This is a genomic window from Yoonia ponticola (assembly GCF_014199395.1).
Lineage (GTDB): Bacteria > Pseudomonadota > Alphaproteobacteria > Rhodobacterales > Rhodobacteraceae > Yoonia > Yoonia ponticola.
This window is the reverse complement of record NZ_JACIJM010000011.1, coordinates 40,483-61,147: the sequence shown is the minus strand read 5'-3', so window position 1 is coordinate 61,147 and position 20,665 is coordinate 40,483. Positions and strand designations below refer to the sequence as shown.

Here is a 20,665-nt window from a genome sequence, read left to right as displayed (position 1 = left end):
TAGTCTAGGATGCGAATGTAGAATATATTGCGTGGCTAAATACTCTACATCCGGGCTCTGCCTTAGGCATGAAGCTACGGGTACAACTTGGTCTAAATATTCAGGAGGCGCGCCGATCCAAAGGGTTCAGCCAAGAAACCCTTGCGCATCGCGCGGACATTGATCGCGGCTATATTGGCAAGATCGAGAACGCAAAGCATGCCGCGTCGATCGATATGGTCGAAGCGATTGCGGAGGCATTGGGCATTGAGGCACGAGACCTTCTCAATCCCAGATTCTGAGTGCTTTTCGACGGGCCCCTGCATTCCAAAACTATGGCCCAACCAATCCATGGAACTTTCCATACTCTTCGCTGACTTCACGCGCTTCCTGAAACGCGCGCGCCCGTTCGTCGTCAAGGCAGCGGAAAAAGCTCTGAATGTCCTGAATGTAGGCCTCAAAGTCGTTCCGGATGAGGTCTGCGTATTCTTGAACAGCTTGCGGATCGCTTGGAACGAAGGGTCGTGAGGGCGCAAAGCAGGTTTCTGCTAACGCATCACCAGCCAAAAATATGAGAGAAGCTATAACTGGGACGTAGCGATTACGCTGCATTCGAGTGCGCCAAAACAACCATTTAACCTTGAAAGAATCCACTTTGCATGCCTAATGGGTGCGCGACCACAGTACAGCCGCATCACATAAATATACCTTGCGGACAATTATATACTATCGTATCTCTAGGCTTCAAGTAGGAATGCCTAGCGTAGCGTCTTTAAAGAAAGCGTGAACCGGGCCATGAACTGGGAAGTCGAAGCACCAAATGTGGTCACGGAGGCTAGATTCCGCGAACTCGTGGAAAGCGGCTATAGCGCCGAAATCTTGTGCCAGGAATCTGCGCACAAGAAAGGTCCAAGCTATTACGGCATCTGGATCATGCGCGCTGTCAGTGATGACGGCGTGGAAAAACTCTTGGTTACTGCGCGGACCCGCACAACCCACAACGACATCAAAATCCGCGAATTCAAAACAATCACTGGAGTCGTATCGTTCCTTGTTGGAATCGGCTTCTCGCATGCCGATGTCCCGCTCGAAGAGGGCCAGCGGACCACGCATAAACTCATTGCACCCGTCAAAGGCAGCAGCAACTAGCCTTCTTTTTATATGGCTGCTTGCGCCACATGCTTCAGCCCAAATGGTACTAGTCATGGAGAGCGACGGCTCGCTGACCGCGACGCAATCTCAAAACTACTTTGCTCGGAACTACAACGACGGCGTAGGCCAAGGCTCGGCGACCGATGCGCTCGCGATATATGGCGAACCTGATGTTGTCGCAGCAACAGAAGTAATCCGCACCGCCGCCATCGCGCTGCGTACTCCCCTGCCCCGCACCGCAGTTTTAAAGGCCATCGAAACCACAGCGTTGCGCTATGGTGGCCACCCCGGTCTGCGCCGCTCGGAACTTTCGGTCTCAGATTGGCTCATCCTCTTCCGCGCCAACATAGAAATCGAAAGCGCCTATCGGCAAAGTGCTATTTCCAGCGCTGGTGCCATTGGCCTTGGACAGTTGATGGCTGCAACCGCTCGCGATCTTGGCGTTGATCCCAGCGATCCGCTGCAGAACCTTGACGGTTCGGCCCGCTATCTCGCGATGATGCTCCAGCAATTCGGCGACCCGCGTCTTGCGTTGGCGGCCTACAATGCCGGGCCTGACGCCGTGCGCCAATACAGCGACATCCCCCCTTACCGAGAAACCCAAAATCATGTGGCCCGCGTCATGGCGGTGGCCGTTCGACTGAAAGGAACAAACCCATGAGACATTTTACACGCGCTTTCGCGGCATCATTGGCGCTGTTCTTACTGATTGCAGAACCCGCATTTGCGCAAAGCATCGACCTCTCCCCAATTCAAAGTCTGCTACAGGGCATCGTCGATGCGCTGACCGGCCCGCTTGGCGTCGTGATCGCCACGCTGGCCGTCTTAGGCGTGTTCCTCAGCTGGTTCTTCAACATCATCGATCTGCGCCAGGCACTCTGGGTACTCGTCGGTATCGCCGGTGTTGCGGCCGCCCCCACAATCGTCGCCGCGGTCTTCGCTGGTGGCTGAGCGCTCGCCTCTTTTCCTCGGCCTTGTGCGCCCGCCGAAGTTACTGGGCCTGCCCATCATGTATGCGATGGTCTGGCTCTTTGGCTCGGTGTTGCTGTTCGTATGGGTCCAGCACATCGTGATCCTTGGGGTTGCGATCTTGCTCTATCCCGCCCTTTGGAAAGCTGCCGATTGGGATCCCCGCTTTATCGACGTGATGATGACGGCGCTGCAGGAAACACCGCCCACCCGAAACCGGCAAGTTCATGGTGGGGACAGCTATGCCCCGTGACGAAGCCGGCGACGAAGCCCTCGATCCCCGCACCCTGACGCCGGACTGGTATGCCCGAGAAACGCGCCTCGCGCATATGCTGCCCTACGTCAGTTTGGTCGATGACCAAACGGTGCGCACGCGGGTGAACGAACTATTCCAATGCATCCGCTTGGATGGGGTCAACAGTTACACAACTGATGATGCCTACCTCGACAAGATTACGGCCCTCTTTGCACGTATCGTTGCGCAGCTAGGTCCAGAGTTCAGCTATTACGTGCATAAGGTCTCAAAAGCGATTGCCCCGGGGCTTGAACCCGTGCGCGCCGAAAGTTTTGCAGGGGACGTGGATCGCCAGTGGCGCGAGAAGCTGGCGACCAGCGGGCTGCGCGACAAAACACTGACGCTCACAGTCATGCACCGTCCGCCGTCCAAGAGTTTTCTTCCATTTCTCAATCGCAGCGCACCTGAGCGCTTCAAAGAAGAAACACAAAAACGCCTTCGACGGCTGAACGAGGCCGTGAATGTCTTTGCCTCGGGGCTGGCTGATCTCAAACCGCGCGTGCTGTCGGCGAAGTCTGGTGAACTGGTTGGGTTCCTCGGGGCGCTCAATACCGGTCAGGAACTGCCGCTTTTTCCAGCCAGCACCTACGGTTTCCTATCGTTCAACGTGGCCAACACCCGTGTGACGTTTTTAGAGGATCACTTCGAGCTATCCGAAGGCGTCGTTGGCCATCGCTACGGCAAAAGTTTCACCATCGGCGAATATTCCGAGGCCACATTCTGCACGATGTTCGACATGCTGAACCTGCCTGTCGACATGATCGTCACCCATTCATTCACACCAATCAATTCCAACCTTATGGCGGGCCGGATCAAGCGCCAGAAACGGCAGATGCAGGCGTCACAGGACGCCGCCTTGTCACTGATGGAAGCGCTGGATATCGCCGCCGATGATCTTGAAGCCAAACGCCAAAGCTTCGGCGAGCACCACATGGTCGTGACGATCTTCTGCGACACGCTTGATGAGCTGCAGACCCTGAGCGCCGAGATCGTCAACGCCGCCGCTGCTGAGGGCGTGAAGATGATCGGCGAGCGAGTGGCCGCAAAGGCGCACTACCTCAGCCAACATCCGGGCAACCAACCCAAGCGCGTGCGCGCTAGTGCCATCACCAACCGCAACTTCGCGGATTTTGCCGCGTTCCATCGCACGCAGCTCGGCAAGAAGGCCGATGACGTGCCCTGGGGCAAGGTGATCACCATGCTCCCCACGCCCGAGCAAAGTGCTTATCGGTTTTCTTATCACGAGCAAGGCAGCCCAGACAAAGAGCCAACCAGCGGCCATACCCTGATCATGGGACGGCCCGGATCGGGCAAATCCGTGCTCTCGGCCTTTCTCATGACCCAAGCCCGTCGAGCAGGCGCGCGGATCTTCGTCTTTGATTACCGACTTGGTATGGAGATGGCGGTCCGCGCCAACGGAGGAAGCTATGCGGCATTGAAGGCCGGACAAGCCACCGGACTCAATCCGCTTTGGACAGAAGTTGACGATCGCGGCACGGCTTGGCTCTCGGACTGGCTGGCCACCCTGCTCTATCGCTCGGACAAACCCCTCACGCCGAACCAAACCAATCGCATTCAGGAGGTTGTGCGTCAGAACGCGAACGCCACCGACCCTGCCCTACGCAATTGGAAAGACTTTGCCTCGCTCTTTGTCTCCACCGATGATGGCGGCGATCTGCAACAACGACTGCTCGAGTGGACCAGCGATGGTCGCTATGGCTGGATATTTGGCCAATCCTTGAAAGACACGTTTTCTCTGGAAGGCGATGTGGTCGGGTTTGATCTTACTGGCATTCTAGATTCAGAGTCCGAGAAAGAACGCATGGCCGTGCTCAGCTATCTGTTTCGCCGCGTTGAGCGCGAAATCGAAGACCGCCGCCCCACAATCATCGTCATTGATGAGGCCTGGAAGGCCCTCGATAACGCGTATTTCGCAGAGCGGCTTTCGAACTGGCTGGTGACGGCGCGCAAGCAAAACACCGTAGCTGTGATGATGACGCAATATGCCAGCCAGCTGGAACGCACGCGCACCGGCAAGACCATCGTCGAAGCGGTCCCTACCCAAATCCTGCTCCCTAACATCCGCGCCCATGCGTCTGACTACGCCATGCTGAACCTTTTCGAGAAAGAACTCGACGTGTTGCTGAACACGGGCAGCAATTCGCGGCTGGCGCTTATTTGCGACGACCAAGGATCGATAGTGGTTGATGCCGATCTCAGCGCACTTGGCCACAACCTCACCATCCTCGGTGGCATGGAAAAAGGCGAGGCGCTTGTCGGGGCCGATTACCGCGACCGATCTGATTTCTGGAGATTATCATGACACGACCACTGATCCTTCTCGCCATTTTCGGCGTCCTCGCTTCCTGCGCACAATACCAAGAGCCACATGCCAATTGCTTCACGTTCCTTGCAGCAGTTGCACCGGTTGATCCCAATTGCACCTTCACGCCTCTTGGCCCTTTGGAGGGTGACATTGCTGTCTAAGCTCGCTCATATCCTCTGCGTGTCTTTGCTGCCCGGTCTCGCCTTCGCTCAAGGCGTGCCAACGGTCGATAACGGGCTGACCGTACGCGACATCGTGGAAACCGGTGATCGTGACGTCGATCTTGCGACCCAAGCCGACAAGCTAAACGTGCGCGAACTCATTGCCGAGATCGAGCGCGAGCAATTGGAAACGCTGGCGCGCATTCTCGACGCCCAATCAAGCTTTGGCGGCCAAGGCCTGCCCGCGATGGTGTCCGGTTTGGACTCTGGCAGTGGTGATCCTTCCCGGTCGGTAGAGGCCGTCTATGGCTCAGGCGCGATTGATCCCAATCCCGCGGGGACGCAGATGTTTGGCGATGCGGCCCAGAATATCGAACAACTCATTATCCGCGTCGCTCAAGAGACCAGCGGCTTTGCGGGTGTCGGGCGCGCCGGACTTTCTTCCGTCCAATGGCGCGCCCTTCTGCAGGCCCTAATCTGGCAGGAAAGTCGTTTTACCATCGGTGCGCGTTCTCCCGTTGGCGCGTTTGGTCTCACCCAAATTATGCCGGGCACCGCGAGCGACCTCGGCATCAATCCTGCCTACTATGACAGCCCCTATCTGCAAGTGCATGGCGGCGCGCGGTATTTGGCCACGCAACTCAACACCTTTGACGGCAATATCATCAACGCGCTTGCCGCCTACAATGCTGGTCCTGGAAGGGTCTTTGAGTACAGCGGCGTGCCCCCGTTTCGAGAAACACAGCACTACGTCACTGTCATCCCCGAACGCTACAATCTCTATCTCAGCAGGATTGGCGGTATCGAAGCCTTGGGCACTATCGATCCAGCGCTACTGGCCAATGCCAATCTCTCGATCACCGGGCATGGCGCTGCTTTCTACGGAAACAATTCCCCTGCTGCGATCAGACAGGCGGCCCTGCGTGTCCATGACATTGTCGAGCGTATTTCCGAGACGGAGGATGTGCAGGAAAGCATGGCGCTTAACACCTACGCCCGCGCGGAACTTGTGCGGCTGGTCGCAGCCCGCGTTCGATTGCAGGCAGCAAGAACGCGCGTCTTGAGTGCAGAAGAACTGGCCCAAGCCTCCGCCCGCAAGGCCGAGGGCAACTTTATGAATTTTACAATCGAGGAGTTGGACTGATGCATCAATCCAAATGGTTCTTAAAGACTGCTTTAGTTGGTACGCTTGCTATGGGGTTCCACGCGGCGTCGCCTACCTCGGTCTTCGCGCAAGGTGTTCCTGTGGTCGACACCCAGAATATTGCTCAAAATATCCAGCAGCTTCGGCAGATGATCGAAGATGAGATCCTGCAAAACGAACAACTGACCCAGTTGCGCGAACAGCTCGCCACACTCACCGACCAACTCGCGGAGTTGCAACGCACCTATGAAGCCCTGACCCGCCTTGCTGAACTTCCGGAAATTATCCGGACGCAGATGGAAGAAGAGTTGAACGGCCTTTTGGATCAGGAATTCGGAGACATCCTCGCGACCATCGAGGCGATCAAGACGGGGGATTTCTCCGGCCTCTCCGGCTCCGGCGCGGGCGAGATCGAAACTCAGATGGACCGTGTTCTGGCCGATCTCGGCTTTGATGACGATACGCTCTCGGAAATGGCCGCGAGCGGCAATCCAGGTGCCAATCGCATCGCGACCCAAGCCACGACTGGCGCGCTTGTCTCAGCCGCAGCGCAAAACAGCTATGGCGATGCGGGACAATCTCTCGAACGCGTGGACCGGCTCGTTGGCCTTATCGATGACATGGATGAGTTGAAGGAAAGCGTCGATCTCAACACGCGCGTGACGGCGGAACTTGCGATTGCACTAGTCGCCATGTGGCAGCTTGAAGCCATTCAAACCGTAGGTGACGGCACCGGTGGCGTGATCGATGCCGCGACCATCGCCGAAGAGCAGCGGTTCATGGATTTCACCTTGCCTGACCTCAATGCAGATTGAGGTGTGATGCGTGGCGAGTGAACAAGAAATCATTGAAGAAGAGCTGGTGTACGGCGCGCTGCGCCGCGAACGGCTCTGGCAGCGGCTTGGCTTGATTGGCCTCATCTTTGGTATTCTGGGGTGTCTGAGTGCTGCGGCTGTCTCGATCCTCGATATTGATCCGCCGCCCGTCGTTGTCCCTTACGATCCATCGACTGGCTTTGCACTGCCAGAAGCCTCAGTCGGAGCAACGACCGTCACAGAGAACCAAGCCATCATTGAGGCGGAAGTGTTCCGCTACATCAGTGATCGCGAGGTCTACAACCAACTCGACAACGATGTCCGGGTCCGTAGTGTGCTGCGTCGCTCGGACGGCGCAGCGGAAGCTTCACTGCGCCAAATCTGGAACAGTGCCAATGCGGACTATCCGCCCACGCTTTATGGCACGAGCGGCCGGTTGGATGTCGAAGTTCTCAGCATCAACCGGATCGGCATCAATCGCGCCACGGTCCGTCTGCGCAAGCGCCTCAACTCCATCAATGGCGTCCAGACCGGCCTGTTCACCGCCACGCTGCTCTTTGAGTTCCGCCCCGAGGCCAGCCGCTCCATCGATCAGGTTTGGTCCAACCCCTTTGGCTTCACCGTGTTGGAATATTCCATCCGCTCCGACAGATTGGAGAATTAGTTTGCTTACAAAGTTGCTCAGTATTCTCATGCTTGCCGTGGTGCCGAGTTTGGCCATTGCTGAAGCCATTCCGCGTGGCGGACCCAATGACAGTCGCGTTCGATTGGCCACATATCAAGAGGCACAGATCTATCGCCTCAACGTGTCCCTCACCCATGTGACCACTGTAGAATTTGGAGAAGGTGAAAGCATCCGCTCGATCATTGCAGGCGACACAGAAGGCTTTGAGATCGATGGTGTGCCTGGCGGTCAAGCTTTCGCGATCAAGCCCGTCGCACGCGGCGTTCATACCAATGTGACCGTCTATACCAATCGGCGCAGCTATTACTTCAACGTCCAAGAGGTCCAAAGCCCCACCTTCTATGTGGTTCAGTTTCGCTATCCTGATGATGATGCGAGGCCTACTCGCGCCATTGCTAGCCAAGCCCCCAACTATAATTATGGGGCCAGCACGCAATCCGAGTTCACCCCGACGCGCGTTTGGGATGATGGGACGTTTACGTATTTCGCGTTTGCCCGAAATGCGCCTGTGCCAGCCATCTTCCGATCCTCCAGTGGCCGCGAGCGGACGGTAAACACACAAGCCATCGAGGACGGGGTGATCCGCGTCTCAGGCGTAAACTCGCAGTGGGTGCTGCGGCTCGGTGATGATGTGGTTTGTATTCAGGCGACACCGCCCGCGGGGGCGCCATCATGAGCGGGACAAAGGACGCAGAGCTCGAAAAGCGCCTCGCCGCACTAGAAAAGGGCGGAAATCGCGGGGGTTCACCTAGGCCACGACGATCACCCCTTCTGGCCCTCATCGTCGTCGCACTCGTTGGTGCAGGTGGCGCCGTTCTCTTTATGGTCTCCGGACCAGATGAAGAAACGGCTTTGCCAACAGCCACGCCTGATGTGTTTCAAAACGAGGGTGATGGCTTTGGAGCGATCGAAGCCATACCTCCGCCCCCTGCCCCGGAAACCCAAATTGTCGAAGCCCCGACGGCGTCTTCTGAGCCCAACGCGGAGCTTCTTGCGCAACTGGCTGCCCTCCAGGCCCAGATTGAGGAATTGCGCAATGCGCCGGGACCGGTGGTAGAAGAAGACACGGCAGCTGCAGATGCCATTGATGGGCTAACAGCTCAGATCGCTGCCTTGCAAACTGCGTCCCAAGCAGCCCAACAGCTGTTTCAGGACGAATTGGCGGCACGAGACCGCGAGCTGGAACAAATCCGTATGGACTTGGAGTTGGCCCAACTTGAGGCCAATCGGCCAGTGCCTGCGCCGGGTCCTATCGGACCGTCCGAGGAAGACCTCCTTGCGCGGGAGGCAGAACGGTCGCGCCGTGAAGAGGAAGCACGCCGCATGGCTGATCTTGAGCGTCGCGCAGCAGAAGAACGCGCGTTTCAGGATCGCCGCGTTACCTCCCCTACAATTGCATTTGGCGGAACATCAGGCGCGAATGAGACACCGCTTACCGAGCGCACATTTGGCGAAGTGACTGACTTTGTTCTTAACGGCGCGTTACCGACCTCCGTTACGCAAGCACAGGTGATTGCCAACCCTTCAAACACCATCATTCAAGGCACGATGATTCAGGCTGTCATGGAAACCGCACTCGACAGCTCCCTGCCCGGCCAGGTCCGCGCGGTCGTCTCAGAGGATGTCTTCAGCTTTGACGGATCGCGCCTTCTTATCCCACGCGGGTCGCGGCTGATCGGGCGCTATCGCTCGGGGCTAGATATTGCACAGCAGCGCGTCACCATCGCTTGGGATCGAATAATTCTTCCAGACAATCAAACCATTCAGATCAGTTCCTTTGGTGGAGATGAATTGGGACGCTCCGGCGTCACTGGTTTTGTCGACACCCGCTTTGCGGAACGCTTTGGCTCAGCAGCTCTGATTTCGCTCATCTCGGCGGCCCCGAGTGCGGCGGCAGCCTCTGTAGATGACGAAGCCACAGCAGGTGTTCTTGAGGATGTTGGCGATGATCTGGCCGATGCTACTGACAGCGTGATCAGCGACTATCTCTCCATCGGTCCCGTTATCTACGTCGACCAAGGTGCCCGCGTCACCGTCATGGTCGACCGCGATCTAGAGATATTTTGATCCTATGTCGCTGAGCTATCTTCAAACCTCACTTGATAAGCTAGACGCCGCGTCCCGCGACGATGTCATCGAGATTTGTATCAATCCGGACGGCACCTGCTGGGGTGAATTCCAAGGCGATCACTTCATGCGTTTGCTGGATCAGCGGCTATCGGAGACTGCCATTAAAGATCTGGGCAATCAGATTGCCTCCAGCGCAAACACCACCTTGAGCAAGGACAGGCCAATTGTGTCGGTCTCGATTGCCTACAAAGACCGCCCGATCCGCGCGCAGGTTATCACGCCGCCTGCTGTCATGTCGGCCATGTCGATCAGCTTGCGGTTCTTCTCAAGCCTTTCTCTCGATAAAATTGAGCTGTCGTTTCTGTTTGGCAAGGAGCGCAAACTCGAAGAACTGCGGCAGGAGAAAACCCAACAATTGCGCGCAGTCGTGGCATCCGGCGTGATCGACGATGCGCTGGCCTTTTGCGTTGAGAATAGGCTCAACATGATCGTCTCGGGTGGTACGTCGACAGGCAAAACCGTGGCAGCCCGCAAAATTCTCTCCCATGTCAGCGCGCAAGAGCGGATCATTACGATCGAGGAGGCCGCCGAGCTTCTGCCCGCTCAACCAAACGTGGTGACGCTTATCGCCAATCGCGATGCAGCGTTCCAAACCGCAGACGTGCTTCTCACGGCGACGCTCCGCATGCGGCCGGATCGGATTATTCTCGGCGAGGTGCGCGGCAAAGAGGCCATGACCTTCCTGGAGGCCATCAACACGGGTCACGGCGGATCAATGACCACGCTACATGCCGAAACCCCGCAACTGGCGGTGCAGAGATTAGCGATCGCGGCCCTCAAAACAGAAATCCCGATGACCTATGCGGACATGGTTCGATACATCGAAAATTCCATCGACGTAATTATCCAAACCGGGCGTCACAATGGCGCGCGCGGCATCACAGAATTCTACCTCCCCGGCCAAGAACAGATTGGAGCATTGGCATGACAACCTATGAATACGAGATCCTGTCGTTCCCGATGGATCGTAAAAACAGCCTGATCGAAATGCAGGCAGCATTGAATGCGAAGGGCCAGATCGGGTGGGAGGTCGTCTCAATCAGTTCGTCCGAATTTGCCAATATCGGGCACACGGCTTTCCTGAAACGTGAGTCTTCCGAATGCGCAGATGTTGGAGGCCAAGGGTGAAGCATCGTATTGTCCGTCTAACTTGGCTCACGATTGTTCTGGGCCTGATTGCGCCACCCTTGCTGGCGGAACGCAATCTGATCCCCAGTCTCGAGGGCATTCCGGATGTCTGCTCTGAGCGCCCAAACGAGCCCGATTGGATGGAAAACATGGCGCTGCGAGACGCCTACCAACGCGTCTTGGTCCAGGACATCTATCGAGCACAGAACATGGGGCGGGTCGTAGACACAGGTTCCTGCGACTGCGCCACACGCTTCCCAACTTGGGACGAAGCCGAAGTCACCTTCCGAGAGAACCATGCGGATGCGGACCGTTCAGACATGCTGCAAGCCTCGGACATCTACAACCGCCGCGCAAATGAACTTCGATCTCAGGCCAAAGCGATCTGCGAAGCCGCAGGCAATTGGTAGGGACATCCTGAAATGAGCGTTGTCACCTACTTCGTTGAAACCTCCCAAGGCTATCTCGACACCGCCGCCGAGACACAGTTCGGATCTGTTGCCGCAACGGTGGGGACGCTTCTCGTCCTTGGAACTACGGTTGTCGTAATCTTCGTCTTCCTGAACATGATCTACCAATACAAAGCGATGGACGGGCGAACGGCGTTCTGGCTTGCGGTGAAGATCGGGTTGATTGGAATATTTGCGACCAATTGGGTGCAGTTTAATGCACTGTCATCAGCCATACTAGCTGGCATCGATAGCATCGCTGGCGCGCTTGTTGCTTCGGTTGGTGGCGGCGTGCCCGGCCCCTCCGGCACCTTCGCAGAAGAGTTTGACCGGCTGATCGCAGAGCTTGGGGAATATCTGAATGCAGCAGGGTCAGAGTTAAACTGGATGGCGGGGGCCATGCTCGATATCGTTGGCGTGTTGATGCTGTCGCTATTGGGCGGGCTGGCTGCGTTTATCTTAGTCGCGTCGCGTCTGATGATCGCCCTGCTCATTGGAATCGCGCCTGTGATGATTTTCCTGACACTGTTTGATGTAACAAAAGACTACTTTGCGCGGTGGCTATCGGCGCTGATCTCTTTCGCGATATATCCGATTGTGGTGGCTGGTGTGTTTGCCACAATCACTGGCGTGTCTTCTGCACTTATTGGCGAACTGGGCGATCCTGAGGGTGCCACCAATATCGGTGCGCTGATTCCGTTCTTTATGATGGTGTTGATGGCCAACGGGTTCATCGTCGCGACGCCGTTTATTGTGAGGGCAATTTCCGGCAACATCATGATGCCAGCCTTATCTGGCGGCATGGCCGGAAGCTATGGGTTTGCACGTGCCGCCATGGGTAATCAGCAAGCCTACAATCGCTATCTTGTAGGGGGCGCCAGCGGGGCCGAATACGCCGCACTCAGAGCGCGTCAGATGTTTGGGGTGCAACAAATGCCTCAACGGCCGGGAATGGCCAATGTGACACCCACAGGGGGCAATCCATCGACGGGGACTGGATCGCAAATGCTGGCTCAGCTTGCGAGGCTTGGCAGATTGGGGAGAAGATGAGCATGTCCGACCCAGACGCGGAAATTGTAATTAAGGAGCAGGCCGACCTATGGGCCATGTCGCATGGGTTTTCTGATGCGGACGATATGAAACAGTGGGGCGAGCAAATGGAACGTGAGCGCCTAGCAAAAATTGATTTAAAAGAGGTGACCGAGAATGAACAATAGTAGAGTAGCAGATCGCCTTGGTGGCTTTTTCATCGGGCTTCCAACGGTGGCATTACCTATATGGATTGTGGGTTGGTCGCAGTGGCTGGGCGTAGTTACAACGACCCTGTTTTTGGTTGTAGCCGTGACTTACGTTTGCGGCGTTACGCCTAAATGGTTTCAACATGGCACTGTGAGGTAAGCGCAGCTTAGACAACACTTTCCGATGACGCGTTTAACTCAATGTGTTGCTTATATGGGGTTCTTTTTAACACGTTGACCTTCTCATGTCATATGAACAGATAATCTTTGACTGATTGGCAAGCAGCTGCCGCACCTTACAACAAATCGCGTAATATGGGCTGCTCTGGTAGGGGCAGGACTAAACGTTAGTGAAACCAGCCGTTCGTGCATGATGCAGCGAAAGAGGAAAATGAGCCCAAAGCGCCTGATGTTGCGCGATTCACCAGCGACGGCTTCAGCAATGAATATTAGCTGTTGCCAATCGATAAATTCAAGGAGTTGTACGGGTTGCGGGCATCAGTTTGTGCATTCGAGGTGTCACGCCTTTCCAATTTCCCGCCATCGCGGTTCTAAGGAAACCAACTTGCACAGCCCGGTTCACGATTTGGTAGTCAGTTCAACCACGCCAGATAGATTGCCATGACAATCCACACCACGACAATCTGTGCCACCATGGCAATAATCAGAAACTTTGTCCGGTTGTAGTCCTTTTTTACATCGATCTTTTTCATTGGTGAATACTCCAGTTTGCAGGACCGTGCTGTCTTTTACATATGTGGGAGCTGAACCGAATACAAGCGACAAGAATGCAATGCTGCCATGCCCGATTCGTCCCGCTTTGTTGTCCTTCAAATCTGGTGCGGCGAACGACTGGTTCAGTGATCTACGCGCGTTCAATGGTTGCGTTACGCCTTACCCATCTCAGCCAGAAGCCCCTTCCCCCTGCTTCAACCAGCTTTCCAGCCCGTCCAAATCATCCACCACTGTATCGAGTCGATCTCTATCGCCTCCGTCGCGTTCCTCAATTTGCATCTCAAACTGGTCGGCAAAGCTCATTTCCATTTGCCGCTCCTCCTCTTCAACAACGGCTTGAACAGCTTTTGAGCTTTTCTTGGTGGGCGGCACAGATATACCTGAGCTGATCTCTTTTGAACCAATTAGTCGCTCATCATGCGCATTAGGCTCCGCACTCGTTCCAGCTTGGCTTGGGCCCCGCCTTGACCCGCAAGAATCTGGCCCGTGCGCCTTACCGCCACCTCGGCCCATCACTGGAAACGGCAATTCCCCCCTCTGCGCTCCATGGATCGCCGCAAACAGCCGATCATCAAAATACTGGATCCGTTTCGCCCGCACTGGCATCTGCGCATCAACGACCATGATAATTTCATCGAGCGGTAATCGGCGCGCTTCATCCTCAGGCAATAGAGATGTTTCTTCCGTCCGTGTGGACTGACTGCGCCCTTCGAACGGATTCTTGCCAATGGACCGTGACCGCGTGATGACCGTCTTCGTGGTCTTGCCCACGGCCTTGCTCAACTCCTCAATGGTCTTTTCGTCTGAGGGGGTGAGGTAGAGCTTTACGCCTGCGTTGCCCTGCAACGCGCGGCGGGTGTTTTCACCATAGATTTCATCAAGGGCGGGGATCGTTTGTGTGACGACCGCCAAGTGGCCGCGATAGGTGCGCAGGGTTTCAATGCTCTCGACCACAATGGGCATTTTGCCAAGGCGGTTAAACTCATCGAGCATGATCATCACAGGCCAAGGCTCATCTTTGCCCGGTTCCTTCTCTTGCATCGCCGAGAGAAGGTCAGAGAAAAACAACCGGATCAGTGGCGCAAGCGGCTTCACCATCAGGGGCTGGACCACCAGATAGACCGTAAAGGGCTTCTTGCGGATCGTGCGGAAGTCAAAATCCGAGACCTGCGTCGCTTCGTCAATCGCGGGGTTCTGCCATTGATCCAGCCCTGAGGTCATCAGAAGCGAGACATAGGAGGTCAGCGTGTCGTTGTTGGTGGACGCCAGTCGCGTAAAGATCAACTTCGCGGCTTTGTTGTCGATCTCGTGGCTCCGCGCCACATATTCTTTCTGCTTGTTGCCCCCCGAGGCCGCGATCCGGTAGATCTCGCCCAAGCTCGGTTTCTTGCGCTGGAAGGCCAACAAGCCTGCGGCCACGAACAGATCAATACCTCCCTTCAAAAGCCCTTGAACGCGATCATTGTCGCTTTGCAGGAACAAGGTCGCCAGCAGCTGCAATTCCATCTGCTGACGCGCGGGGTCTTCTAGCTCATAGATGCGCAAAAGCGGATTGTAGCGATGCGTCCGCTTGCCTTCCCAGTCCGTGGGCGCAAAGCGGTAGACCTTGTCACCTTGGGCGGCACGATGACGGGCTGTGGCCTCAAAACACTCGCCCTTTACATCCAACGTGACGGCAGACCCCTGCCATGTCAGCAAATTCGGGATCACAAAGCCGCTGGTTTTACCGCGACCGGTTGGTGCCACGATCAGCGCATGGGGAAAGACCTTCGAGGTGATGTAGCGGGCCCGCGACTTTGGACTGCCCAGTTTGCCCAGAATAAACCCGGTGCCGGGCTTGCCAAAGAACCCGTTGGCTTTCATCTCACCGCGCTTTTGCCAATGGGTCTGCCCGAAGCGCGTCAGGGCCGAGCCGGACAGAGCTAGGCTCAACATCAGCCCAGCGACGGCAGCACCGCCGATGATCAGATTGATCAGCTGGAAATCATCAGGCCGTCTATCTCTGATCCAGAAGTAATTCTGCGCGATATAGCCAAATTCGATATCGGCGCTGAACCCAAGTGCCTTGAAGGTCAGCACGGCCGAAGCGATGGTGTAACCCATCGCCCCTGCCACCAAGGTGACCAGAACCACCCCGATAGCAATCCAAGCCTTGCCCATGGATCCACTCAATGGATCTGGCCCCGCTCTGTCTCGCCGTCCACGTCCGCCGCGCGGTGTCTCTCGACTTCAACGTCTGCCAACTCATCGACAACCTGTCGTAACGCATCCGAGTTTGCCGTTGCCGCATCCGATTGCAAATAGACCTTTGCGGCATAGAGCCGGTCGAGGCGATCTTCGATGATGTTTTCCAAAGCATCGCTGTCGCCATCGTTCAGGCGATCCAGCTGCGCCGTGTCCAAAACCTGCGCCACCCGCGCGCGGAAGGCCTCGCGTTCGGTTTCGGTCTCAAAGGGCGACGACAACTCCCCTGCCCGTTCATGGGCGAGAACACGGGACAGTTCAGGCGTTTCAATCGTAGTTGTCACGCGCTCCGCAAGGTATATCTCCCGTTCGGTGTCACGCGCTTCATAAACCCGCTCGTATGTGTCACCGAGACCCTCCGCCAGCTGCTCGGGCATATCGGGATATCGCGTCTGTAGATCGCGCGCGACGGAAACGGAGATTGGCGTCCTGCTGTGCGCGCCCAGACGCGCCGCTTCAACCTCAATGATAACCCGCTCTGCTGCGGCCTGATCTACGATCACCGCCCTGCCCTCCTCATCCGTGCGGATCACATCGGTGGGGCGCGCAATCAATTCTGGGTGGTCGCGCAGATACTTCCGCTGTTCGTCCTCCAAACGCTGTACGGCACGGCTTTCGATCACGGCGTCATCTCGGTTATCAATCCTAGTCTCGATGCGAACGGCATTGGCAGCAGTTTCGACCTGGGCATCCGTGACATGCGCCTGCACCTCGCGGGCTTCTTCAATGACCCCGTCACGGCGCAGCACACCTTCCCGCTCCAGCATCGTCCCCAGCTGCACATGCACATCATTGAGAATATCCCGTGCCTGTTCCAAATCCGCGCGGCGCTCAAGGTTCAGATCCTTCGCTTCGGCCACTTTGGACAGATCATCCGCAATCCATTGATGCTCAAGGGCCGCGTTCTGCGCCCCTGTCTCCATCCGTGCCACAAGCTCGGATGTGCTGATCCCCGTGCCGCGCAATGCTGCATCAAGGCGGGCGCGAACCCGTGGCTCAGACAGACGCTCGAGCTGGCTTTGCTGAATATTGGCCTCAGAATAGACCCCACCTTCTGACGGGCCCTCCGAGAGGGAATTGGAGCGCAGCCCGAGCGGCTGCATATGCTGCACCCGCGTTTGAATTGCGTTGAGAGACTTTTCCAGCGCGGGCCGCTCCGCATCCGGTTTTGCCGCGATCAGGTCTGTGATGTTAGTGACCTTTTCCGCGTAGCGGCTGCGCAGATCCTCGAACGTTTGGTCTTCGGCCATGTAAATGCCTCCTGCGGTTTCAACGTGACCCCCCTTCGCCAGAACCTCACCCGCACGGAACAGCACGTCGGCAATATCTTCACGGTTCTCAGAGGATGCCTCAGCAGCCAGCGAGTGGAACATGATTTTGGTGTTTGCGATCTCGGCAAGCGTGCGGGTCAGGTCTTTACCCACCCGTTCGCGTTCTTTTGGGGCCCTGCCCTCTTCCTTGGCGGCATAAACCTCGCGGGCGCGGGGAGGGTAATGCACCTCGCCACGATCTATCCGCCGCGTGGCTTCCAGCCGCACGCCATACTTTTCCGCTTCCTCGACCATTGCCAACCGGAAGTCGTCATAATTGAACCGATGATTGCGGGCCAAATAGAAGAACTTGCCCTCTTGCGAGCGGCGGTTCAACACCAGATGCGCATGCGGGTGGTCGCGGTCCTCATGCACCGCAATGATGTAATCAAAGTGCCCCTCATCGGTTTGGAAAAACCGCTCGGCCACGTCCGTGGCGATGTCGCGCACATCCTCTCCGCGTGTGCCAATCGGAAAGGACATCAGCAGATGTGTCGTCTGCCCAAGCTTGGGTTTGAACCCGCCATCCCACCGCTTGGCAAAGCGCTCTGTCAGGTCTTTGATCTCGCCGGGCTCAAGCTTGGATTTCCCATCCAGAAACCCGCTGCTATCGACGATGTGGGTGGACTTCGTCGTGAGGTAGTCGAGCTGGTTGGACAGCTGTGATTTGTTCTGCGTCCCCCCGCCCCGGATCGCCTTGAACACAGCTGCCCGATGTCCCGCCGCTGCCCGCACGATCTGCTTTTGCTTGGACACATACAGACCCTGCATCGAGCCACGGATGCGGCTCCATCCATCCTCAAATATCTCTCCGGTGACGGCACCAACCGCATCATTCAGCCGCATGGGCGAACTCCCTCAAGGCAGCCGTTGCTTTCAGCTGCATCGCATCGCGACGGCGACGCACAAGCAGGTCAATCTCGTCTGCAGAATCCAGAATGAACCGCGCCAACCCACGCATCTGTGCAAGACGCATTTCCGAGAACTCGGGGCCAGTTCCCTGCCCCGCCCGATTGGCCTTTTGCATTTGCTTGGCAATATGGGCGACACCGTTTCCAACGTCATTCAAAGAGGCACGATAGCGCGCCATCTCTGCCGCCAACGATGTGTCCGCCACAAAGGTGCCACCTGCCGCTTGCATCAATCGGCGCAGCCCTTCCGAGCGGGTCTCGATCCCCGCTGAAGCCAGCACCCCATCGAACGCTGCCATCTCCTCTGGGGTCACTTTCACACTCACCGCCAAGACCGGCACGGCCGTATCGCGCTGGCGCTCTGCGTCACTCTTCAAGGTGTATTGCACCGCCCGGAGTGTCACTCCGAACCGCTGTGCAAGCACGGACGTGGAGACGCCGTCAGCGGCTTCGCGCACAATCTCCATGCGCTCTGCATCCGTGAGACGTTTCGAGCGAGACATGCGAAGAAAGACCCCCTATTTCCTGCCACCTTCATACAAGGCTGCACCCAACATACGAAACTATACTAATCTGTCAATAATATACTTACGGTGAATTGGAGCGCTGGCAGCCTTGTATTCCGTTTCACGGCTCAAGCACCGCAGGTGCGAGGCCGCGCCCAAGAGGGCGCCAACCAACACCAGCCGCAGGCTCCAACATCGGCCGATCTCAAAAGGCCCGCGCCTGAGATCTGTCTGAACATGTAATGTTCGGACGGAAGCGATGGGGCGGGACACACCTCAACCGACAGGGCCGACAGACAGGGTCAAGGGAGGCCAGAATTGGCCTGCCAATTCTCTGCCGTAAAAACCTGAAGGCCGCGCCGATAGGTTTTTACGGATGGCCCCCTTGAGGCTGGCTGGCGGCTCTGTCACCACGCAGGTTCAACCCCTACAAGAACCATCAGGACTGCTTTGCAGTCCTGTCATCGGCAACCGTGACCGCTGCCGAAGGCAGGGGTCTCAACGGACCTCACAGCGATCTCTGGGACAGAGATAGGACCGCCTGACGGCGGCCCATCCTCGGGGAGGATTTACTCTTGGGGTTCCTTTGAGCTTGGTGGGAACATCACCAGCTCTTGGACACCGACGGGGAAGTCGAGCTTGAGGCTGAAGAACTCCGAGCCATCCCCGTTGCGGGTATTGCGGAACATGGCCCCGACGCGTTGGAAGCGGGTGCGCTCCTGGCCTTCGCCATCGGTGTATTTGACGGGAACTGTTGCGACGTAGTGGTTGGTCATTTGGGTCTCTCCTTTTTGCGATGTGGATTTTTTGGCACGGGGGCTGAGGACCGGTCGCAAGCGCAAATGCGGAGGGTCCGCGCCAAGGGCGTGGAAGCCGTATTTGTGCTTGCCGGAGCGCAGCGCAGGGAACGGCCGGGCCGACCCCGTGCGATCCACATCAATGAGCAAAAAGAAGAGACCCAAATGTCTGCCCCCACATCGCAGTCGCCACGGCTCTCGTTGATCTCGATAGAGGTGAAGGTCGGGTTCGCTCTGAGGCGACGTGTTGGGATTTGGTCTGCTGCCCAAGTCGGACAAGTGCGGTTTCGAGAATGAATTCGCGTCTTCGTATCGACGGTCCAAGAGCTGGTGATATTGCCGCCGCCGAACCCCACCCTAACCCGCCGAGATGAGTTGCCATCTGGCGGCCCGAAAAAGGAACAGCTGTCGGGCTGAATTCTGTCATGTTGCACCCGCCCCTGAGAACGAAGAAAGGGCCACCCGAAGGTGACCCTCTCTGACTTATGCCTCGCCCGATGTCTTCGCTGGATCCGCGACCCGCATCACCGTCAGTCCTTTCGCTTCGGCTTTCTGGCCGAGGTTCAGCGCGACCCCGTTGCCGCCGAAAAGGACAACTCCTGTCGCGGCGAACTTATCGTCCAGCATCTCATCGTTGCACTTGAACGGTGCCGCACGTCCGTGTGCAGACCAACGTGGATCAAAGCGCGCTTGATTGATGCCCCGCGCTCGCGCCCACCGCGCCGCGATCATCTCCGCTCCATGCTTGCCACCTTTGTGGCAGAGGAAGATATCCTGATTGCGGTTTTGCTTGATGCGATCCCGAACCTTATCGAGCGTCCGGAAGATGACCTCGATATCTGTCCAGTCGGTTGACCCCGACACAATGAGCGGCACACCTTCGACTTTTGACTTTGCGGCGGTCTCACGATCATGCTGCTCCAGCAGCTGCTTGGCCTCGAAGACGGCGCCCGTCTCTTGGGCCCGAACGCTGGCCCGCGATCCCGATGCCGGGATGAAGGCGTTCCCGGTCTCAGTCTCATAACATTCCGCTGCCGCCTCCCCCATCGTCTCGATGGCGTCCACGATCTCGCGTAACTGCACGAAGCGCGCTTGTGCCACTTCCAGTGCTGTCTCTGCGATCTCTGATCCATCGTGGCATTTTGCCAGTGCGCCGATCTTATCTGCTGTGCGATCAACTTCCTTACCGAGGGCAACCTTGCGCCGCTGCAGGATTGTTGCCAGCCCGTGGGCGAGAGGCTCGATCTCTCCCTCAAGTCCAGTGTTGCGGAGCTGCCCGAGAAGGGTCTCAAATGCTTCGCGGATGATGCTGTCTTTCAGGATATCGTCCTGCGGGATTGGCAGGTGTGCATCTTTCTCCGTCAGGCCGAAGAGTTCGATTGTCTCGTATGTTGTCGCTTGATCGTAGGCCATGTGTTCATCTCCAGATGTTTGAGTTTGAGGGCCACCACATGAGTGTGGGGGCATGGCCGATTTCTGGTTCGCCGAATCTGTTCGGGTCAGGGACGGCGCAGCCGCCAGCTTGCTGGGCGTAAAAGTTTTCCAAGCGCCGTGCTCACAACAAGCGCAACCTCACGCGCGCGATTGACCTCGCAACCCGCATGACCCTCGCCGAAAAGTTTTGCGATCCTTGAGGCGGGCTGATTTGGGGGCCATCCGGAGGATATGCTTCCATACTCATGTGTGTGTGT

Annotated in this window: 23 protein-coding genes; 17 read left to right on the top strand and 6 right to left on the bottom strand. The window is 57.0% G+C overall.

The features are described from left to right. Positions 1 to 68 precede the first annotated feature (68 nt). A complete protein-coding gene (locus FHS72_RS15765; protein ID WP_183530596.1) occupies positions 69 to 281 on the top strand; it encodes a helix-turn-helix domain-containing protein in 213 nt (70 codons plus the stop codon). A gap of 31 nt (positions 282 to 312) precedes the next feature. On the opposite strand, the gene FHS72_RS15760 is transcribed toward FHS72_RS15765, so the two are convergent. Continuing rightward, positions 313 to 591, bottom strand: a complete 279-nt coding sequence (locus FHS72_RS15760; RefSeq protein WP_221235449.1) for a hypothetical protein — start codon at positions 589 to 591, stop codon at positions 313 to 315. A gap of 183 nt (positions 592 to 774) precedes the next feature. Here FHS72_RS15760 and FHS72_RS15755 point away from each other — a divergent pair, with 183 nt between their 5' ends. Genes FHS72_RS15755 through FHS72_RS15680 form a run of 16 tightly spaced genes read left to right on the top strand, consistent with a single transcriptional unit; the run spans position 775 to position 12,450 of the window. Next, positions 775 to 1,128 carry a hypothetical protein gene (locus FHS72_RS15755; protein ID WP_183530595.1) on the top strand — a complete coding sequence of 118 codons (354 nt, stop codon included), beginning with the start codon at positions 775 to 777 and terminating at the stop codon, positions 1,126 to 1,128. Positions 1,129 to 1,171: 43 nt separating this feature from the next. After that, positions 1,172 to 1,792: a lytic transglycosylase domain-containing protein gene (locus FHS72_RS15750; RefSeq protein ID WP_183530594.1), complete on the top strand. Its 621-nt coding sequence runs from the start codon at positions 1,172 to 1,174 to the stop codon at positions 1,790 to 1,792. Next, positions 1,789 to 2,082, top strand: coding sequence for a TrbC/VirB2 family type IV secretion system protein (locus FHS72_RS15745; protein WP_183530593.1), 294 nt, complete (start codon positions 1,789 to 1,791; stop codon positions 2,080 to 2,082). Before FHS72_RS15750 ends, FHS72_RS15745 begins: the two co-directional genes overlap by 4 nt. Further along, positions 2,075 to 2,353: a VirB3 family type IV secretion system protein gene (locus tag FHS72_RS15740; protein ID WP_183530592.1), complete on the top strand. Its 279-nt coding sequence runs from the start codon at positions 2,075 to 2,077 to the stop codon at positions 2,351 to 2,353. Before FHS72_RS15745 ends, FHS72_RS15740 begins: the two co-directional genes overlap by 8 nt. Beyond that, a complete protein-coding gene (locus FHS72_RS15735) occupies positions 2,343 to 4,718 on the top strand; it encodes a VirB4 family type IV secretion/conjugal transfer ATPase (RefSeq protein ID WP_183530591.1) in 2,376 nt (791 codons plus the stop codon). The genes FHS72_RS15740 and FHS72_RS15735 overlap by 11 nt, the downstream gene beginning before the upstream one ends. After that, positions 4,715 to 4,882: a hypothetical protein gene (locus tag FHS72_RS15730; RefSeq protein WP_183530590.1), complete on the top strand. Its 168-nt coding sequence runs from the start codon at positions 4,715 to 4,717 to the stop codon at positions 4,880 to 4,882. The genes FHS72_RS15735 and FHS72_RS15730 overlap by 4 nt, the downstream gene beginning before the upstream one ends. A gap of 55 nt (positions 4,883 to 4,937) precedes the next feature. Further along, entirely contained in the window at positions 4,938 to 6,026 is a 1,089-nt protein-coding gene (locus FHS72_RS15725; protein ID WP_425511122.1) for a lytic transglycosylase domain-containing protein, read from the top strand. 50 nt (positions 6,027 to 6,076) lie between these two features. Beyond that, positions 6,077 to 6,841 carry a type IV secretion system protein gene (locus FHS72_RS15720; RefSeq protein WP_183530647.1) on the top strand — a complete coding sequence of 255 codons (765 nt, stop codon included), beginning with the start codon at positions 6,077 to 6,079 and terminating at the stop codon, positions 6,839 to 6,841. 10 nt (positions 6,842 to 6,851) lie between these two features. Further along, the gene (locus tag FHS72_RS15715; RefSeq protein ID WP_090270707.1) at positions 6,852 to 7,505 is read left to right on the top strand and encodes a VirB8 family type IV secretion system protein; all 654 of its coding nucleotides are present in this window, start codon (positions 6,852 to 6,854) and stop codon (positions 7,503 to 7,505) included. A 28-nt stretch (positions 7,506 to 7,533) separates the two neighbouring features. After that, positions 7,534 to 8,202, top strand: coding sequence for a TrbG/VirB9 family P-type conjugative transfer protein (locus tag FHS72_RS15710; RefSeq protein ID WP_183530645.1), 669 nt, complete (start codon positions 7,534 to 7,536; stop codon positions 8,200 to 8,202). Next, on the top strand, positions 8,199 to 9,593 hold the full coding sequence (locus FHS72_RS15705) for a TraB/TrbI/VirB10 family type IV secretion system protein (protein ID WP_183530588.1): 1,395 nt from the start codon (positions 8,199 to 8,201) through the stop codon (positions 9,591 to 9,593). Before FHS72_RS15710 ends, FHS72_RS15705 begins: the two co-directional genes overlap by 4 nt. Before the next feature lie 4 nt (positions 9,594 to 9,597). Next, a complete protein-coding gene (locus FHS72_RS15700; protein WP_183530587.1) occupies positions 9,598 to 10,584 on the top strand; it encodes an ATPase, T2SS/T4P/T4SS family in 987 nt (328 codons plus the stop codon). Beyond that, the gene (locus FHS72_RS15695; protein ID WP_183530586.1) at positions 10,581 to 10,784 is read left to right on the top strand and encodes a hypothetical protein; all 204 of its coding nucleotides are present in this window, start codon (positions 10,581 to 10,583) and stop codon (positions 10,782 to 10,784) included. Before FHS72_RS15700 ends, FHS72_RS15695 begins: the two co-directional genes overlap by 4 nt. Then, complete coding sequence (locus FHS72_RS15690; RefSeq protein ID WP_343042705.1) at positions 10,781 to 11,194, top strand: hypothetical protein; 414 nt, start codon at positions 10,781 to 10,783, stop codon at positions 11,192 to 11,194. The genes FHS72_RS15695 and FHS72_RS15690 overlap by 4 nt, the downstream gene beginning before the upstream one ends. 12 nt (positions 11,195 to 11,206) lie before the next feature. After that, positions 11,207 to 12,283 carry a TrbL/VirB6 family protein gene (locus FHS72_RS15685; RefSeq protein WP_183530584.1) on the top strand — a complete coding sequence of 359 codons (1,077 nt, stop codon included), beginning with the start codon at positions 11,207 to 11,209 and terminating at the stop codon, positions 12,281 to 12,283. Positions 12,284 to 12,285: 2 nt separating this feature from the next. Then, positions 12,286 to 12,450, top strand: coding sequence for a hypothetical protein (locus FHS72_RS15680; RefSeq protein ID WP_183530583.1), 165 nt, complete (start codon positions 12,286 to 12,288; stop codon positions 12,448 to 12,450). A 924-nt stretch (positions 12,451 to 13,374) separates the two neighbouring features. Here FHS72_RS15680 and FHS72_RS15675 read toward each other — a convergent pair. The 5 genes from FHS72_RS15675 to FHS72_RS15655 all read right to left on the bottom strand — a co-directional run bounded on the left by FHS72_RS15675 (position 13,375) and on the right by FHS72_RS15655 (position 20,387). Then, the gene (locus FHS72_RS15675; RefSeq protein WP_183530582.1) at positions 13,375 to 15,366 is read right to left on the bottom strand and encodes a type IV secretory system conjugative DNA transfer family protein; all 1,992 of its coding nucleotides are present in this window, start codon (positions 15,364 to 15,366) and stop codon (positions 13,375 to 13,377) included. Positions 15,367 to 15,374: 8 nt separating this feature from the next. After that, complete coding sequence (locus tag FHS72_RS15670) at positions 15,375 to 17,606, bottom strand: relaxase/mobilization nuclease domain-containing protein (RefSeq protein WP_183530581.1); 2,232 nt, start codon at positions 17,604 to 17,606, stop codon at positions 15,375 to 15,377. Then, positions 17,593 to 18,174, bottom strand: coding sequence for a helix-turn-helix domain-containing protein (locus FHS72_RS15665; protein WP_183530580.1), 582 nt, complete (start codon positions 18,172 to 18,174; stop codon positions 17,593 to 17,595). The genes FHS72_RS15670 and FHS72_RS15665 overlap by 14 nt, the downstream gene beginning before the upstream one ends. Positions 18,175 to 18,746: 572 nt before the next feature. Then, the gene (locus tag FHS72_RS15660) at positions 18,747 to 18,953 is read right to left on the bottom strand and encodes a hypothetical protein (protein WP_089423413.1); all 207 of its coding nucleotides are present in this window, start codon (positions 18,951 to 18,953) and stop codon (positions 18,747 to 18,749) included. Between the two features lie 504 nt (positions 18,954 to 19,457). Next, complete coding sequence (locus FHS72_RS15655; RefSeq protein ID WP_183530579.1) at positions 19,458 to 20,387, bottom strand: DUF2493 domain-containing protein; 930 nt, start codon at positions 20,385 to 20,387, stop codon at positions 19,458 to 19,460. Positions 20,388 to 20,665: the final 278 nt, after the last annotated feature.

Excerpts from the sequence above, each read along its gene's own strand:
- FHS72_RS15765 (WP_183530596.1), top strand. The coding sequence starts at position 69 with ATGAAGCTACGGGTACAACTTGGTCTAAATATTCAGGAGGCGCGCCGA.
- FHS72_RS15760 (WP_221235449.1), bottom strand. The coding sequence starts at position 591 with ATGCAGCGTAATCGCTACGTCCCAGTTATAGCTTCTCTCATATTTTTG.
- FHS72_RS15755 (WP_183530595.1), top strand. The coding sequence starts at position 775 with ATGAACTGGGAAGTCGAAGCACCAAATGTGGTCACGGAGGCTAGATTC.
- FHS72_RS15750 (WP_183530594.1), top strand. The coding sequence starts at position 1,172 with ATGGTACTAGTCATGGAGAGCGACGGCTCGCTGACCGCGACGCAATCT.
- FHS72_RS15745 (WP_183530593.1), top strand. The coding sequence starts at position 1,789 with ATGAGACATTTTACACGCGCTTTCGCGGCATCATTGGCGCTGTTCTTA.
- FHS72_RS15735 (WP_183530591.1), top strand. The coding sequence starts at position 2,343 with ATGCCCCGTGACGAAGCCGGCGACGAAGCCCTCGATCCCCGCACCCTG.
- FHS72_RS15730 (WP_183530590.1), top strand. The coding sequence starts at position 4,715 with ATGACACGACCACTGATCCTTCTCGCCATTTTCGGCGTCCTCGCTTCC.
- FHS72_RS15720 (WP_183530647.1), top strand. The coding sequence starts at position 6,077 with ATGGGGTTCCACGCGGCGTCGCCTACCTCGGTCTTCGCGCAAGGTGTT.
- FHS72_RS15710 (WP_183530645.1), top strand. The coding sequence starts at position 7,534 with ATGCTTGCCGTGGTGCCGAGTTTGGCCATTGCTGAAGCCATTCCGCGT.
- FHS72_RS15705 (WP_183530588.1), top strand. The coding sequence starts at position 8,199 with ATGAGCGGGACAAAGGACGCAGAGCTCGAAAAGCGCCTCGCCGCACTA.
- FHS72_RS15700 (WP_183530587.1), top strand. The coding sequence starts at position 9,598 with ATGTCGCTGAGCTATCTTCAAACCTCACTTGATAAGCTAGACGCCGCG.
- FHS72_RS15695 (WP_183530586.1), top strand. The coding sequence starts at position 10,581 with ATGACAACCTATGAATACGAGATCCTGTCGTTCCCGATGGATCGTAAA.
- FHS72_RS15685 (WP_183530584.1), top strand. The coding sequence starts at position 11,207 with ATGAGCGTTGTCACCTACTTCGTTGAAACCTCCCAAGGCTATCTCGAC.
- FHS72_RS15680 (WP_183530583.1), top strand. The coding sequence starts at position 12,286 with ATGTCCGACCCAGACGCGGAAATTGTAATTAAGGAGCAGGCCGACCTA.
- FHS72_RS15675 (WP_183530582.1), bottom strand. The coding sequence starts at position 15,366 with ATGGGCAAGGCTTGGATTGCTATCGGGGTGGTTCTGGTCACCTTGGTG.
- FHS72_RS15670 (WP_183530581.1), bottom strand. The coding sequence starts at position 17,606 with ATGCGGCTGAATGATGCGGTTGGTGCCGTCACCGGAGAGATATTTGAG.
- FHS72_RS15665 (WP_183530580.1), bottom strand. The coding sequence starts at position 18,174 with ATGTCTCGCTCGAAACGTCTCACGGATGCAGAGCGCATGGAGATTGTG.
- FHS72_RS15660 (WP_089423413.1), bottom strand. The coding sequence starts at position 18,953 with ATGACCAACCACTACGTCGCAACAGTTCCCGTCAAATACACCGATGGC.
- FHS72_RS15655 (WP_183530579.1), bottom strand. The coding sequence starts at position 20,387 with ATGGCCTACGATCAAGCGACAACATACGAGACAATCGAACTCTTCGGC.